Source organism: Roseateles sp., assembly GCF_049240545.1.
Lineage (GTDB): Bacteria > Pseudomonadota > Gammaproteobacteria > Burkholderiales > Burkholderiaceae_C > Paucibacter_A.
Genome location: NZ_JBMLSK010000213.1, coordinates 34,154 through 49,670, shown reverse-complemented (window position 1 = coordinate 49,670; position 15,517 = coordinate 34,154). Strand labels below are relative to the sequence as shown.

General features: G+C 61.2%; 16 protein-coding genes. 8 read left to right on the top strand and 8 right to left on the bottom strand.

Annotation, left to right across the window (positions count from 1 at the left end; translation table 11 throughout):
* Positions 1–40 precede the first annotated feature (40 nt).
* From rpsP to ACOVRJ_RS13880, 7 genes are all read left to right on the top strand, one after another.
* The gene (rpsP, locus tag ACOVRJ_RS13910) at positions 41–292 is read left to right on the top strand and encodes a 30S ribosomal protein S16 (RefSeq protein ID WP_263540094.1); all 252 of its coding nucleotides are present in this window, start codon (positions 41–43) and stop codon (positions 290–292) included.
* A 21-nt stretch (positions 293–313) separates the two neighbouring features.
* A complete protein-coding gene (gene rimM, locus ACOVRJ_RS13905; protein WP_422044444.1) occupies positions 314–931 on the top strand; it encodes a ribosome maturation factor RimM in 618 nt (205 codons plus the stop codon).
* A 32-nt stretch (positions 932–963) separates the two neighbouring features.
* A complete protein-coding gene (trmD, locus tag ACOVRJ_RS13900) occupies positions 964–1,758 on the top strand; it encodes a tRNA (guanosine(37)-N1)-methyltransferase TrmD (RefSeq protein WP_422044443.1) in 795 nt (264 codons plus the stop codon).
* Positions 1,759–1,917: 159 nt separating this feature from the next.
* On the top strand, positions 1,918–2,271 hold the full coding sequence (gene rplS, locus ACOVRJ_RS13895) for a 50S ribosomal protein L19 (RefSeq protein WP_263517580.1): 354 nt from the start codon (positions 1,918–1,920) through the stop codon (positions 2,269–2,271).
* A gap of 162 nt (positions 2,272–2,433) precedes the next feature.
* On the top strand, positions 2,434–3,129 hold the full coding sequence (locus ACOVRJ_RS13890; protein ID WP_422044442.1) for a CoA pyrophosphatase: 696 nt from the start codon (positions 2,434–2,436) through the stop codon (positions 3,127–3,129).
* 28 nt (positions 3,130–3,157) lie between these two features.
* A complete protein-coding gene (locus ACOVRJ_RS13885) occupies positions 3,158–4,147 on the top strand; it encodes a CobD/CbiB family protein (RefSeq protein WP_422044441.1) in 990 nt (329 codons plus the stop codon).
* 472 nt (positions 4,148–4,619) lie between these two features.
* The gene (locus ACOVRJ_RS13880) at positions 4,620–4,922 is read left to right on the top strand and encodes a hypothetical protein (RefSeq protein WP_422044440.1); all 303 of its coding nucleotides are present in this window, start codon (positions 4,620–4,622) and stop codon (positions 4,920–4,922) included.
* Between the two features lie 94 nt (positions 4,923–5,016).
* Here the strand turns inward: ACOVRJ_RS13880 and ACOVRJ_RS13875 are convergent, their stop codons facing one another.
* From ACOVRJ_RS13875 to ACOVRJ_RS13855, 5 genes are all read right to left on the bottom strand, one after another.
* Complete coding sequence (locus tag ACOVRJ_RS13875) at positions 5,017–6,009, bottom strand: Tim44 domain-containing protein (protein WP_422044439.1); 993 nt, start codon at positions 6,007–6,009, stop codon at positions 5,017–5,019.
* Between the two features lie 153 nt (positions 6,010–6,162).
* Complete coding sequence (locus ACOVRJ_RS13870) at positions 6,163–6,921, bottom strand: SDR family NAD(P)-dependent oxidoreductase (RefSeq protein WP_422044438.1); 759 nt, start codon at positions 6,919–6,921, stop codon at positions 6,163–6,165.
* A 23-nt stretch (positions 6,922–6,944) separates the two neighbouring features.
* On the bottom strand, positions 6,945–7,589 hold the full coding sequence (locus ACOVRJ_RS13865) for a DUF938 domain-containing protein (RefSeq protein ID WP_422044437.1): 645 nt from the start codon (positions 7,587–7,589) through the stop codon (positions 6,945–6,947).
* 22 nt (positions 7,590–7,611) lie between these two features.
* A complete protein-coding gene (locus tag ACOVRJ_RS13860) occupies positions 7,612–8,298 on the bottom strand; it encodes an RluA family pseudouridine synthase (protein ID WP_422044436.1) in 687 nt (228 codons plus the stop codon).
* Positions 8,299–8,303: 5 nt separating this feature from the next.
* The gene (locus tag ACOVRJ_RS13855) at positions 8,304–8,687 is read right to left on the bottom strand and encodes a protein-tyrosine phosphatase family protein (protein ID WP_422044435.1); all 384 of its coding nucleotides are present in this window, start codon (positions 8,685–8,687) and stop codon (positions 8,304–8,306) included.
* An 11-nt stretch (positions 8,688–8,698) separates the two neighbouring features.
* Between ACOVRJ_RS13855 and ACOVRJ_RS13850 the strand changes: the two genes are divergently transcribed.
* A complete protein-coding gene (locus tag ACOVRJ_RS13850; protein ID WP_422044434.1) occupies positions 8,699–8,836 on the top strand; it encodes a hypothetical protein in 138 nt (45 codons plus the stop codon).
* 20 nt (positions 8,837–8,856) lie between these two features.
* On the opposite strand, the gene ACOVRJ_RS13845 is transcribed toward ACOVRJ_RS13850, so the two are convergent.
* The 3 genes from ACOVRJ_RS13845 to ACOVRJ_RS13835 are packed head-to-tail and all read right to left on the bottom strand — an operon-like array spanning position 8,857 to position 15,481.
* A complete protein-coding gene (locus ACOVRJ_RS13845) occupies positions 8,857–9,636 on the bottom strand; it encodes a TVP38/TMEM64 family protein (RefSeq protein ID WP_422044433.1) in 780 nt (259 codons plus the stop codon).
* Positions 9,633–13,712 carry a non-ribosomal peptide synthetase gene (locus tag ACOVRJ_RS13840; protein WP_422044432.1) on the bottom strand — a complete coding sequence of 1,360 codons (4,080 nt, stop codon included), beginning with the start codon at positions 13,710–13,712 and terminating at the stop codon, positions 9,633–9,635. The genes ACOVRJ_RS13845 and ACOVRJ_RS13840 overlap by 4 nt, the downstream gene beginning before the upstream one ends.
* Complete coding sequence (locus ACOVRJ_RS13835; protein WP_422044431.1) at positions 13,685–15,481, bottom strand: cyclic nucleotide-binding and patatin-like phospholipase domain-containing protein; 1,797 nt, start codon at positions 15,479–15,481, stop codon at positions 13,685–13,687. The genes ACOVRJ_RS13840 and ACOVRJ_RS13835 overlap by 28 nt, the downstream gene beginning before the upstream one ends.
* Positions 15,482–15,517 lie beyond the last annotated feature (36 nt).

Sequence of the window (15,517 nt, the reverse complement as noted above, 5' to 3'; positions counted from 1 at the left end):
CTCCTGGTGCGATGGATGCAAGAGATTCATAGGAAACATCATGGTTGTAATTCGTCTGGCTCGCGGCGGCTCCAAGAAGCGCCCCTTCTACAACATCGTCGTGGCAAACAGCCAAATGCGCCGTGACGGCCGCTTCATCGAGCGCGTGGGTTTCTACAACCCCGTGGCTTCCGGTGCTGCTGAGCCGCTGCGCGTCGCTATGGACCGCGTCAACTACTGGATCGGTGTCGGCGCCCAGCTGTCGCCCACCGTCGAGCGTCTGGTGACCCAGGCCAAGAAGGCTGCCGTCTAAATCGACGTCAGGCATTCTGCAATGACAAGATCACCCGCCGATATACGCTCCACACCTGCCGCCTCAGAAGAGTTGGCTTGGCCCGAAGATGCGGTTGAAGTCGGGTGCATTCTTGATGCCTGGGGCGTCAAGGGCTGGTTCAAGGTGCAAGCCTATTCCAGCGACGCCCAGGCGCTGTTCTCCTCGCGGCGCTGGTTTCTCCGTGCGCCCGAGGGCAATGGCCCTGTCGTGGCACGCGCCAAGCCGCTGCCGCGATTGCTAAAGATTCTGTCGGTGCGCGAACACGGCGAAGGCATTGTGGCCAACGCCCAAGACATCGCGGACCGAAACCAAGCTGAAGCCTTGCGCGGTGCGCGCATCTTCATCTCGCGCTCGGCTTTTCCCAGCGCCAACCCAGATGAGTATTACTGGGTCGATTTGATTGGCCTGACGGTCATCAATCGCCAGGGTGAAACCTTGGGCGTGGTGGAAGGCTTGATTGATGCCGGCCCGCACAGCGTGCTGCGCATCACCCCTCCGGGCCTGGATGCACCGGTGAAGCCGGACCAAGAGCGTCTGGTGCCTTTTGTGTCGGCCTTTGTTGACGATGTGGATCTGGAGCAGCGCCAGATCACCGTTGACTGGGGTCTGGACTACTGATTCGGGCCGGACTTCTTTCGGTTCAGCGCAGCATGCGCTTTGACGTCATCACCCTTTTTCCGGAACTGTTCGGGCCGCATCTGAGCCAGGGCGTGACACGCCGTGCGTTCGAGTCGCGCCAGGTGGATGTGAACCTGTGGCAGTTGCGTGACTTTACCGATGACAACTATCGCCGCGTCGATGATCGTCCCTACGGCGGCGGCCCGGGCATGGTCATGCTGGTGGAGCCTTTGGAGCGTGCACTGGCTGCGGCCAAGTCCGCTCGTGTCGAGGCGATGGCCGAGGCCGGTGCGCCCGCCATCATCCATTTCAGCCCGACCGGTCGGCCCATTACCCAGGGCCTGGTTGAGGAAATGGCGGGCGGGACCGGTGGTGTCCTGCTGTGCGGCCGCTACGAGGGCATAGATCAACGCTTTCTCGACCGCCATGTCACGCTGGAATTGAGTCTGGGTGACTTTGTCCTGTCGGGCGGCGAGCTGCCTGCGCTGGCCTTGTTGGACGCTGTTGCGCGGCTGCAAGAGGGTGTGCTCAATGATGCGCAATCGCATCAGCAGGACAGCTTTTCGGAGGGTCTCTTGGATTGCCCGCACTACAGTCGGCCCGAGGTCTTGACTGGCATGCCGGGGCAAACCGAAGCGCTGCCCGTCCCTGAAGTCTTGCTTTCAGGGCATCACGCCAAGATTGCGCGCTGGCGGCGGGATCGTGCGCTGGAAATCACGGCGCGGCGCAGGCCTGAATTGATCCAATTGGCCCGCGCGGCCGGCCGCTTGAGCAAGGCTGATGAGCGTTTTTTGGCCGATTTGGCGCAGGCCAAGCCCGAAACCTAGGCGAAACCAGCGATTCGGGCTATACTTGCGGGCTGTCCGATCCTCTGGTGGGTGGGTTTAGAGCCGATCGATAGTTTATTGATGGGTTCAAAAGCACTCAGTTTGATTCCCGTGTTTGGGGATCAACGCCCGCGCCGCCATGATCACTAGGAGAACTCTGTGGACTTGATCCAAACCCTTGAGCAAGAAGAAATTGCTCGTCTGAACAAGACATTCCCGACCTATTGCCCAGGCGACACGGTCATCGTGAGCGTCAACGTCGTTGAAGGCACACGCAAGCGCGTGCAGGCTTTTGAAGGCGTGGTGATCGCCAAGCGTAACCGTGGCCTGAACTCCAGCTTCATCGTGCGCAAGATCTCCAATGGCGAAGGCGTGGAGCGTACGTTCCAGCTGTACAGCCCGCTGATCGCTTCGATCGAAGTCAAGCGTCGTGGCGATGTTCGCCGCGCCAAGCTGTACTACTTGCGCGACCGTTCGGGCAAGTCGGCTCGAATCAAGGAAAAATTGGGCTGATCTTCGGATCACCCGGATGGCGCTTGGTCGCCATCCCTGTTGGCGGCCTACTGCCAACAAGCAAAGCCGCCCTCGGGCGGCTTTGTCGTTTTCGGGTGCAGATGTTTCGGCCCCGAGTGGCGGCCACAACGGGAATCGTTGAACAAGCCCTATGCTTCGCCCATGAGTCGTCCTCCTATTCTTGACCCCAAGGCAGTCCCAGTGACCGCCGTTGACAGCCATCTGCCCCCGCTGCCGGCCGAACGATTGCAACTCGACTTTTTGCGCCAGCGCTTTGCCCATCCACCTCTTTGGCAAGTCGAGATTGCGGGGGACGGCGCACAGTTTGCGCAGCGCAGTCCGGCGGCCGCGGCCGTCCTCTTGCCCTTGGTCATGCGTGAGCAAGGCCTGAGCCTGCTGCTGACGCGTCGCTCTGAGCAACTGCGGGACCACGCGGGGCAGATCAGCTTTCCGGGCGGGCGTGTCGAGCCGGACGATGAGTCCAATGAAGCGGCCGCCCTGCGCGAAGCAGAAGAAGAGATTGGCCTGAGCCGGGCCTACGTCGAGGTCTTGGGCCAATTGCCGGTTTACAGCACGGTCACCGCCTTCCAAGTCACACCGGTCGTGGCCCTGGTGCGTCCCGGCTTCGGTTTGAAGTTGGATGGGGTGGAGGTTGCCGAGGCCTTCGAGGTGCCCTTGCAGTTTTTGATGACGCCTGCCCATCATCAGCACCATCGTTTTGAGTTTGCCGGCGGACAACGTCAATTCTTATCGATGCCTTGGCGCAACAACCAGCATCCAGGCGAGCCGCGCGAGTACTTTATTTGGGGTGCTACCGCGGCCATGCTGCGCAACTTCTATCGTTTCCTTTCAGCTTGAGCTGCGCTGCCCGCTATCATCCTCGGCCATGAACTTCTTTGCGGTCCTTTTGGCCTTGCTGTGTGAGCAGCTGAAACCTTTACGCCATGGCAATGGCATCCACCACGGTGTGATCGGCTGGGTCCGATGGACGGGCCGTAACTTCGATGCTGGACGGGATCATCATGCCATGGTGGTCTGGGGCATCACCGTGGTCGCTCCGGCCTTGTTGGCCGCCGTGATCTACTTTGTCGTCGGTCGCTTCAGTCTGATGCTGGCCTTGGCCCTTGATGTGGTGGTGCTTTATCTGACCTTGGGCTTCAGGCAGTTCAGTCACTACTTCACCGATATTCGCGATGCACTGGAACGCGGGGATGATCTTGAGGCGCGCCGCCTTTTGTCTGAGTGGCGGCATCTTGACGCCAGCGAGTTGCCGCGCACCGAATTGGTTCGGCATGCGATTGAGCATTCATTGCTCGCCGCCCATCGGCATGTTTTTGGCGTGTTCTTTTGGTTTGTCGTTTTGTCCACGGTGGGCTTGGGGCCTGCAGGTGCGGTGCTGTACCGGATGGCTGAGTTCGTGAGTCGGTATTGGGCCTTCAAGAGTCGTACATTGGAAGCGCCGACCAATATGCGCTTGATGACTTTGTCGCGAATGCTGTTTGCGTGGATTGATTACATGCCAGCGAGGTTGACGGCCACAGGTTTCACCATTGTGGGTAACTTTGAAGAGGCGGTGAACGGATGGCGCCGTGATGCGGGGCTTTGGCTGCATCCCAACGAGGGCATCATCTTGGCCACGGCGGCAGGTGCGCTGGGGCTGCAACTGGGGGGCGCTGCAGCACCCGGTGTGACGCCTGATCGCAGCAAGACCTTCAACGCGGGCATGGATGGGGACGAGACGCTGGCCGAGGGTTCGACGCCAGGTCAATTGCCTCAGTTGGGGCATTTGCAAAGCGTGGTGGGTCTGATCTGGCGGTCGGTGGTGCTGTGGATGCTCCTGCTGTTGCTGCTGACTTTGGCGAATCTGGTGGGTTAGAGGCCTTTCTGGAGGCGAACAGGCAGAGGGTGCCTAGCACTGGAGGCCGACAGGGTTTAAAGTTCGCCATGAGGATGTCGAAAATATCCTCATGATCTGTGATAAAAGGCTTGATCGCTGCCCTTAGCTATGAAGCCATCGCAGCCCTGCAAAGTCTCTCATGTGGAGGTTTGCCATGATGAATTCCGTCACGGGCGCAGCCGAGCGGGCTCTCGGCTCTGCAGCCCGAAGCAATGGGGATGAGGCGTCCAGGCGCGTTGACTCGGTGCGCGTGAACAGGTCTTCGACACCGTTTGAGCGCAAGCCTGAATCAGCCGTGGTCGAGATTTCTAGCGAAGGAGCGCGGCGTGCGGAAGAGCAGCGCGAGACTCGGCCGCCAACTTCGGTGCCCAGAGTTGCTGCTTTAGGCGCAGAGGCTCAGGCAGGCGGGGTTGGACCTGACCCAAGCCCATTGACAAGCCAGCCCCAGACGGTGCCTGCGATCCAGAGTCAGGCTACTGATGTGCCGGCTTCTGCCGCTGAACAGGGCGCAGCAAACTCGGTTGCGGTGCAGGAAGATCCACTCAGTACCGTCAAGCAGTTTGATGACGCTGACACCAACCAAGATTACACAGTCAGCGTCTTGGAGCAGCGTGCCTATGACTTCCTCCATCCGACCTTGAAGAGCTTGGCCGAGGCGGAGCAGGAGGGCAATCAGCCCGCACAGATTTCCCGCGCGGTCGATGCCGAGTTGAAGGCCTACGCAGAAATTGCCAAGGCAGGGCGCTCAGTCTGAGCTAGTACTTTTCAGCTTGTCACATGAAAAAAAAGGCCCGCAGAGCGGGCCTTTTCTTGTGGCGGTCGTAGTGACCTTAGCGTCCTTGAGACATTCAGTTGCGGGCCTGGATGCCTGCAATCGCCCATTCGCGGCTTTCGTCGATGGGGCGCACCAAGTGCCAGACTTCATCGAAGTTTTCAGCGGCCGCACCGCTTTGCTCGCGAATCAGACCCCAGAAGCGCACGCTGACGATTTGCTGCCCATCTTCCTGGACACGTTCCACGACGGCTGCGTCCAGTTGCAACACCTCGGTCGACTGGGTGGCACCCTTGCGGTCGAGCAAGTCTTGCTGAATCACGCCGTACATTTCCGGTGTCGTGAAGCGGCGCAGGTCGGCTTGATCGCCGGCATCATTGGCGGCTTGCAAACGGATAAAAACGCGCTTGGCCAACTGCTCGAAGCCCGAGGTATCAAAGCCATCGTTTGCAATGGGCGCAGCGGCGGCAGGAGACACGGGCGCCATCCCGGACGAAGCGTTGCTTGAAGCCACGCTCGGTGGCGTTTGCGTTGCGGAAACCGGCATTGGCGAAGGCTGGTAAGACTGCGCCGCCTGGTTCGGGAAGGGGGCGCCGGCACCGGCATACTGCATGCCGTTTGGCATGCCGCCTTGCATTCCGTTCTGCTTGGCCTTGTTGGCAGCCATGCGGCGCAACACAAAGCCGATCACGAACATCAAAGCCACACCGATCAAGAGCATGGTCATGATATTGGCCAGCGCTTCGCCGAAGCCGAAGTGGCTGGCCAAGGCTGCAAGTCCGAGGCCGGCCGCCAAGCCTGCGACGGGGCCCATCCAACTGCGTTTCGGGGCTGCGGCAGCGGCTGGCGCGGCAGCCGCGCCAGCGGTGGCTGGAGCCGCTTGTTGTGGGGACGGTGTAGCCGCCTGCTGGGGCGGTGTTCCCTTGCTGGCATCGTGCGTTTGCTGTGGCGCGGCACGCTTCATTCCTGAAGATCCACCGTTACCCAAGCGCTTGGCTTCGGCGTCAAACGAAGTCAGGCTCATGGCCAGAAAGGCGACGGCTGCACTCAACACAAAGAATCGTTTCACTACAAGCTTCCTCCAGGCCACCATTGGCCTCTGCGCATATTTTGGGGCCGACCAAGCTTTCACAAGGCCGGTTTGACAATTAACAAAACGTGAACGGACGATGAATTGCATGAATGGCATCGTGCCTTGTCACGCATCGCCATGCGGCCGTGTTCAGGCATCTCTCACATCGGCCAGAACCGTCGAACCAAAGTCATCGCGTGCGAGGTAGCGCAAGACCTTGCTTGCGGCCTCTTCCGGGCTCATCAATTGGCCGCTGTTTTTCAGGGTGGCAAACACGGCCTGGTCGGGGAACTTACCTGGGTCACCGCTGCGCAATTGTGTTTGCATCTCGGTGTCGATGACGCCTGGTGCTAGCGAAACCACGCGAGCTCCTACCGGCTTGGCGGCCTCATCCAAAGCCATGGCGCGTGACAAATTGTCCATGCCTGCTTTGGCGGCGCAATAAGCGGCGCTGCCTGCCATGGCACGCCGGCCCAGGCCGGACGAGATGTTGAGGATGCGACGCTGTGACCCCCAGTGGGCGGTGCCACGAAGAAACGCGCTGCTGAGCAAGAGGCAGGCTTCCAGCCCGACCCGAATTGCGTTGGACAAGTCCTGCAGCGAGGTTTCATTGATCGGCCCGGGTTCTGTGACGACCCCTGCGTTGTTGATCAAGATGGCTTGGCTGAAGCGCCCCTGCGGCTGGTTGATCAACCAATCTTCCAGGCGCTGAGCGGCGGCAAGGGGTTGCGCCAAGTCTTGCTGCCACTGTTCAAGCGGCGCGGAAAGAGACTGCGCTTCGGCCGTCAACTCTGGACTGCTGCGGCGCGAGATGCCAATCACCAGATGCTGAGGTGAGAGCAACTGGCACGCCATCGCTTGGCCCATGCCGCGCGATGCGCCGCTGATGATGTAAAGGGATTGAGTCATACGAATGCTCCAGCAAGTTTCATTCAAATAGCCCCCGGTTTTGGGGATGCCGGCTTCGCGCGGTTGGCGCGAGCGAACACCAGCAAGAGGTTGTTGGCCGGCATTCTCAGCGTTTGCTGTAACTGTAGCCCCGAGTGCTGGGCGGCGTCAGAGACCTCGCGCAAGGAGCGCAGGCCCCAGGCGGGATCGCGTCGCCGCAAATCGGCATCGAATGCCAGATTGCTAGGTGCTGTGGACTCACCCGGCACGATGAAGGGGCCATAGATGATCAGTAGGCCTGCTTGGCTCAGATGGTGGGCGCTGCCGCGCATCAGCGCCGCCGTATTGGACTCTGGCGAGATGTGCAACATATTGGCGCAATAAATCAGGTCAAGCGTTTGGTGGCTCGGCGGCAGCGCCCAGTCTTTTTGTGCCACGTCCAGTTTCAAGGGCTTCGGGCCTTGGGGGTGCCATGCCTCAATGGATGCGAGCGCTGCATCTGAGGGGTCAGAGCCTAACCAGTTCCACCCGGGCAGTGCTTGGCTGAAGTGGGCCAAGTGCTGCCCGCTGCCGCTGGCGATCTCGAGCGCCACACCTTGCTGAGCTAGCAATTCCAACAAGGCCGCCAGAATCGGTGTGCGGTTGCGCTCGGCAGCAGGCGAGTAGAGCTTGGTATCAAAGGGCGTCATGGCTTGCGTTTTCGCAGAGTCTTCAGAAATCGGGCGGGCATTCAAAAGCGAGATTCAGCGCCGGAAGCTGCAAGGAGCAGGCATGGAGATGAAGCCGAGAAGCCTTGTCCAGTGCCGGGCCGTAAAGCGAGTCGCCCAGAATCGGATGCCCGAGCGCCAGCATGTGGACTCGCAGTTGATGCGTTCTGCCGGTGACGGGCTCCAGCAGCACCCGGGTGTGGCTTGCCGGGCTTGAGTTCGGGAGGACGGGTCGGTAGCGCGTTAGCGAAGGCTTGCCATTCTGGGGGTCGACTTTTTGACGGGGTCGGTTGGGCCAGTCAGTGATCAAGGGGAGCTGAATCTCTGCCCAATCCTTGTCGGGTGTGCGCAGCTCGCCGTGTACGACGGCGACATAGCGTTTGTGCACTTGGCGGGCTTCAAATGCCATGCTGAGTCGTCGCTGCGAGGCCGCGCCCCGGGCCAGCAAAAGCAGGCCTGAGGTTGCCATATCGAGGCGGTGGACGATCAGCGCTTCGGGAAAGAGCTTTTGGATTCGGTGGATCACGCAGTCTTGTTTGTCCGGCCCACGGCCAGGGACGGACAGCAAGCCACTGGGCTTGTTGACGACCAGCACATCCTGATTGGCAAACAAGACCTCGATGGCGAGCGGCGAATCCGGGGGCTGCGCGGCATGTTCGCTGTTGCCGGGCGAGTCCGTGTCCGTGTCCACCGAAGTCAAAACCGATCAATCCAAGTCGATTGCACGGCAGACTGTGGATTGGCGCCAGCAGCTCTGACGGCTGACAGCGCTTGATCTCGACTGGCCCCCAAATGTTTCAACACACAGGCCGCGACGGTGCCGGTGCGGCCAATTCCAGCGGCGCAGTGCAGCAAAACTTGTTCACCGAGGATGAGGCTGTTTCCAATCTGCTCCACGCCGAGTCGAAATGCGGCGGGATCAGCTCCCAGCCCAAAGTCGCGCATGGGCAGGTGTTGCCAGCGAAAGGGCAGGCGGCCTTCAGAAATGGCCTTGTGATAGGCCGGTGACAACTGCGCCACCTCCTCCAGCGGGTTCAGGCAGACCACCAAGTTCAGCTTGCGTCGGCGCGCCTCGTCCAAGAAGCCGCTCCATGATTCGAGCCGCCCCGGCATGGATTGAAGCCATAAGCGTGCTTCAACTGTGTTGGGGCTTTGAAGTGCGGAAGGAAGGGGCAGTGGACGAAATGGCATGGCGCTATTTTGGGGCAGAGCTGAAAACCCGGCTTTGAGTCTGGTGCTACCTAGCGGCTCATTCGGCGTCTGTCGAGCTGGTCTTGGCCTGCTGCCGCCCACGCCAACGCAAGCCCACGGACAGCAACACGATCAGTCCCAAGACCAGCAACAGCGCGGGCCAGGCCAGATCCTCGGGATGCTGGAGCCAAGCCAGTATCCAATCAGCGAAAAAGGCCATCGCCAACATGCTCGGTGAGATGCCAATTGCAGAGCCCAAGAGCAAGTCCCTGAGCCGGATGTGAGTCGCCCCGGCGACCATATTGACCACGGCATACGGTGCGATCGGCACCATGCGAATGGTCACCACGGCCCAGAAACCTCGCCGACCCAAGGCCTGACTCAGCAGCCGCACCTTGGGGCCGGCCACTCGCTGTAGGGCTTGGTGCCCCAGCAGATGCCCGAGGGCGTGGCTGATGCTCGCACTCAGCAGGGCCCCGATGATGACCGCAGCAAAGCCTGTCCAAGGTCCCAGGGCAGCAATCATCAGCAGGGCCAACAGGCCCAGCGGTACCGCCAGGGTCAAGGCCAGCGTGAACAAGGCCAATAGCCATAGCGGTCCCGCCTGCAGGGCCGTGGCTTGCAGTTGCGTCAGGCTTTGCTTCAAGTCCGGGCCGCTGAAACTCCAGTAAACCGCCATGCCCAAGAGAGCCAGAAGACACAGGCCCAGCATCAGCAAGCGCATCCACGGGTGGTGCAAGGACCGAAAAACGGCACGCAGCGCGCTTCGCGTAACCGGGCTGGCTGGATCAGACGGCCGCGCTGGATCCACAGGAGGCAAGGAATCGTCCTGGCTCATGCTGGCGCTTGCTTCGAGGGCTCAAGCATGAACTGACGCATCGCGTCGGCCAACTCGTCTACATGGCTGGGCTCAAAGATCGACCCATGCAGACCGGTCACCACGCAGGTGCGGAGTCTGTCGGGCAAGAGTCGGTGCCAGGCCTGAAATAGCAGACGGTTCCAGCCCGCCAGACCGCTGGATTTGAGCAAAAGCACCGGGCCGTCGAAAGCCTGGCAATGGTGGCCGCGCAAAGCCATCACCTGGCTGATCAAGCCCGGATCGCTGAACATGGCGCTGAGCCTGCGCCCATTCATGCTGAGCTCTTGCATGTGCAGTTTGCGCACCAGCCAGCCCAAGGTGCGCCAAGAGGCGGCGCCGCCGAAGACGGCTTCAGGGTGAATGGTGTCCAGCAACATCAGCCCCAGCGGCGGACGGCCACGCCGCTGCAGCTCCCGTGCTGTTTCCAGGGCCGTCACGCCGCCGACCGAGAACCCAGCCAGCCAGACGTTTCCAGGGGCCTGTGCTTCTATCGCGTCGGCGTAAAGGGAAGCGAAATCTTTCATCTTGGCAGGGGGCGGCTCCAGCGGGGCTTGCAGCATGAACAAACGGGCGTCGCCTTGGAGCGACTGCGCCAGATTTTGCAAGCGCAAGATGTCACCCAATCCAGAGGCCACCAAAAACACCGAGGTCTGAGAGGCCGCGGGGCCCACCTCATCCAAGCTGGCGCCTCCAAGAGGCTGGACAATGCCGGGCCGAGCGATAGGCTGGGAGAGCGCGCTTGCCAACTCGGCAATGCTCGGATGCTCGGCCATCAGATGAAGGGGCAGATGGCGGCCCAGTTGCTCCTCCATCGCGCCAAGGATGGACAGGGCCGCCAGCGAATCACCGCCCAGATCAAAGAAGTTGACATTCACGCCCAAGGGCACCCCGGGTTTCGTGGTGTCGGCCTGGAGCGCCGGGCTCAAGGCTTGGCGCCACAAGGCGTGAAGGGTCTTCTCCATGGCAGTTGTCGGCGCCTGGATTGCTTCGCCTGGGCGGGGCTGTACCGGCCCGTTCAATTGGGGCAGGGCTTTCAGATCGATCTTGCCGTTGGTGGTCAAGGGCAACTCGGGCAAGCAAATCAGACGGCTGGGCCGCATGTAGTCGGGCAGACGCAGGCGCAAGCCGGCTTGAAGCGTGGTCGGATCGAGCGATGCGCCGCCCAACCATGCATGCAAAGCCGGTGCTTGTCCTTCGACGCGAATCAATTGCACCAAGGCCTGCTGCACCCCAGTCTGAGCCAGACAAGCGGCCTCCACATCGCCCAATTCGATGCGGTAGCCCCGCAGTTTGACCTGGCGGTCGGCCCGGCCGCTGAAATGCAGTCGACCTTGGGTGTCCCACCAGCCCCGGTCTCCGCTGCGATACATCCGTGCAGGCGCCTGGGGGTCAGTGCTGGTTTGGAATGGATCGGGAAAAAAAGCGTGTGCGTCCAGATCGGCGCGCCCCAGATAGCCGCGAGCGAGGGCATTGCCCCCGATGAAGATGTCGCCAATGACGCCATGCGGCTGAACCTGGAGTTCAGGACTCAGGACGTAGATGCGGGTGTCGTCCACAGGGTAGCCAATGGGCAGATCGGGGTTGGCCTCGGCAGCCATGAGGGGGGCGCCGGTGCTGTTGGCGCTTCGCGGCGCGTCCTCAAGGGCAATGACCGGCTCCGACACAGGCATCAACTGCGCGGAGACAGGCCAAGCGCTGGCAAAGATGATGGCTTCGGTGGGGCCATAGACGTTGTACAAACGAGCACCGGTTTCCCGAACGAAGCGTTCCGCCAATGCTGGCGCCAAGACTTCGCCTCCGCAGCAGGCGACGCGCAACTTGAGCGTGCAGCCCGACTTCGCCATCGTTGTCGCGGCCGCGCCGCGCCAGCCGGCCAGCAGACCCGGCAGCGCAGACGGCACCAGGGCACTGAAGGTCGCACCATGACGCAAGATGAACTCCGCGAGCTTTGCCGGATGCAAGCGACCCGGCGTGGGCAGGGCGATGCTGGCCCCTTGGGTCAGCGGCAGCAATAGCTCGATCATGGCCGGATCAAAGCTCAGCTGTGTGCCTTGTGCAGAGCGATCGTTGGCATCAATGGCCCAGGTACGAGAGAGCCAGGCCAGTCGACGCGACAAGGCGCCATGCTCGACCATCACCCCTTTGGGTCGTCCGCTGGATCCTGAGGTGAAGAGCACATAGGCCAAATCGTCGGCACCGGCTTTGGCCCAGGACCACAGGGCGGGCGCATCGTGAGGACTTGGCTCGGCATCTCCGTCGGCGCCCAGCAGATCCAGCGAGAGCCGCAGGCAGCGTTGGTGCAAGTTTTGCAACTCAGGTGTTGCCGAAGGGGCCAGCAGCAAGGCGACGGCGGCACTGTCAAGCAAGACACCCGCCAGTCGGGCCAGGGGCGCCTGCGGATCCAGCGGAAGAAATGCGGCTCCCGCGCGGGCAATGGCCAGGATTGCCACCACCATCTCAGGCGAGCGCTCCAGGGCCAAGGCCACCACCTTGTTGCGTGCGGCGCCCAGACCGCGCAATTGGCTTGCCAGGCGCTCGGCGCGGCGCGCCAATTCACCATAGCTCATCTGCCCATGGTCCCAGACCAAGGCACAGCGTTCCGGCCAAAGGGCGGCCTGGTGCAGGAAGAGATCGATATAGGGCTGAGGCGATTCGAGTTGCGCCAGATCTTTGTGAGGGCCTTCCAGCAGTGCCCAGCGCTCTTCGGGCGGCACGATATCAAGCCGGTCCAGCTGCAACTGCGGATCGGTCAGCATCGTTTGAGCCAGATGCCAGATGCGTTGACCAAGCAGCACGGCCTCCGAGGCGCTAAAGCAGTCTTTGCTGGCTTCGAGCACCATGGCTGTATCGATGTTGGCACCGAACTCACATAGCGTGATGGCGAGTGGATACCTGGCTTGGCCTGCAAACAGTTGGCAGGGCTCGCACAGATGGGCCTCACCAAAGGCAAAGTCATAGTCTTGTCGTTCGAAAGACAGCAAGACGTCGATAAGGCTGTCGCGTCCACTTCGGAGTAGGTTCTGTTGAACCATGACATCACTGAAGGGGAATCGTGCGTGTCGCAGGGCGCTTTGCATCTGCAGCGCGACATGGCGTAACAGTTCTGTGACAGTGTTCGTCCGATCCACATTGATCCGCACCGGAAGAACGCCAGCAAACATGCCGGGCGTCGTCAGAAAGCGACGACCCGATCGGTTCAGGCTTGGCACGCCTATCAAAAGGGAGTCAAGACCATTGGCTCTCGAAAGATACAGCGCCAATGCGGCCAGCAAGCAGTTAAAAGGGCCAAGGCCAAGAGACTTGCTTGAGTGAGAGAAATCCTCGTAAGCCGCACGTGCGATGCTGAATCGAGTGACGCTTGCGATTGGCAGACCTTCTTTGGGTGTGTTTGAGCTCCTTCGGGTGGGCGCGGCCTCAGGTAAGTTGCCGATATGCCCCCGCCAGAACTCAGCATCTCGTAGGTACGCGGCCGATTGTTTGTATTCATTGGACTCTGCAATGAAATCGACATAGCTTGGTTTCGGGACTGATTCAGAAACGTACGGACCGGGATGAGCCAAGGAATCGTAGATCTCAGCCCATGCGCGCAAGATCAAGGTGGTTCCCCAACCGTCCATGATCAGGTGGTGAAACTGAATCGAGAGATCATGCAGATCGGGGCCATAGCGAAGTAGCTCGAAGCGCCAGAGCGGACCACCATCGAGCTTGAAAGGTGTGCGAAGTCTCTCGCGCCACTGGGCCCGTGCTGCCTCAAGTGACGCTTGTGCCGGTTGTTCGAGTTCAATCAGAGGCAACTGCGGTTCGAAGGGCTGCAGTAAAACTTGCTCCCCATCAGGGAGCAGGGCGAGGCGTAGCGTCTCGTGGCGCTCAATGAGTATTCGGAGTGCGTGGCGCAGCCGGGCTAGGTCGAGAGGACCATTCAATGAAACAGCGCCGCCGATGTTCAGGTGAGCGCTGTTGGGCCAAGCGCGCTGATCGAGCCAGACTTCGCGCTGACTCAGGGACAGCGGGATTTTTTTGGCGGACTCTAGGTTTGTTTGTTCTCGAGATGCCATTGGCCGATCTTTTCCAACGCGTACTGATAGCCGACCTCTGCGATATCGGCGCCACGCCCGTAGGCCATAAGCCCAAAGTTCGCCACAGGGGGCTCGAGATACAGATCGGCCTGTGACAGGGTGCGAGACCGCTGACTGATGCTGCCGACATGGCCGGCGCTGTAGAGAATTGAGGCGATGCCAGGTGAGACAGGGGCCTTCTTGAACACCATATGTTTGAACGTGCTCCAGGTGCTCAGGCGTTCCAGGGACTCGTCGGCGCACAGGTGCTCGCGAACGTCCACATCAATGGCGATGATGGAGCCATTGCCACGTCGACGTTCATGCTGTGTGCCCAGGCGCAAGCGCATTGCTTGTACCGGCACATTGTCAAGAATCGCTCCATCGACCAGCAGCGAGCCTTTGTGCAGCACCGGCGGCAGCAGGCCGGCGGGTGAATTGCTGGCCAGCACGGCGTTCCACAGCGGGCCCTTCTCCAGCACCTGGGTGTTGCCCTGGCTCAGATTGCAGGCCGCAGCGAAATAGGGCTTCCACAGTTGTTCGATCAACTGCTCTCCAAACAACCGGTGCAAATCGCGGGCGACGCGTCGGCCTCGAACCAAGGACACCAAGGGTAGGGCAGGCCATTCGCCACCGCTCGCGAAGCGCTGTGTTTGGCTGAGGATCTGCGTCAACTCATGGCCGCAAGCGAACTGAGCACCAATCAGGGCGCCCATGCTGTTGCCTCCGATCAGATCAACCGGGATGCCTGATTCCTGCAAGGCCCGCAACACGCCGAGATGAGCGAAACCGCGTGCACCGCCGCCACCCAGCACCACGCCGACGGCGCTGCCGGTCAGGAACCGTGCCAGTCGCTCCGCATCCCGCCGGCGGCCTATTCGCATCGGGTACAAGCGCTCAAGATCGCGGCCTTGCAGCCAGGGGGCAGGTAGGACTGGCATGCGGGCATCGTCGGCATGCAGCAAGGCCAAGTGTTTGCGCTTGAGCGCATAGCCGGTCTCTTGGGCCAAGGCCAATTCGACCGGCTGAATGTCAGGCCTTGCGTCCGCCCGGGCAACAAAGATCAACTGGTCGGCCTGACGAAAGGCCAGATGAGTCCAGGCCTGCTGCGGTCCTTCTGCTGGGGTACCGGCTTCGTAGACGATGAACTCATGCTCATCTTCCAGCCGGGCCAAATCGTCGCTGGCGATCGGGGCGCGAAGCAAGACCACGCGCCCCTGTTGAGAGAGCGCCTGGGTCAGTTCCCGTGCCAGGGCTTCGATAGGCACGCCTTCCTGCAACGGGATCAGGGCGAAGGTCTGGGCCATGCGGCGCTCTCCGCTCTCGTTCACATTGCGCAAACGGTCATAGACCGCTTGCAAGAAGACCTGTGACAAGGCCAGGGGATGGCGTTGGAGCAGGGCCTCATAGGCCTGGCGGCTCAGCAAGGCAATCCTGGAGTCCCGTACCGCGGTGACGTCTTGCGCCCGTGCTTGTCCTAGGATCAGGCCCAACTCCCCAATGCTCTGACCCGGCTGAACCTGGTTGTACAGCAGCACTTGGCCATTTGCATCTCGGCGCGAAACTCGCAAGCCGCCGCTGACCACGAAAACAATGCTGTCGGACGTCGCGCCTTCGCGAATGATCTGCTCGCCCCCTTGGACCTTGCGCAACTCCATCGCATCGGCCAAGGCCAGCAGGATGTCTTGCGGCAACTTGCCGAAGACCGCGCTGCCCCGCAGGACATCGATCACGCGATTTCGTTGTGCGCTCGGGGGCTGGAGCTCCATGCCTTCAGTCTATCCGCGGCAGGCATGCCGATGCAC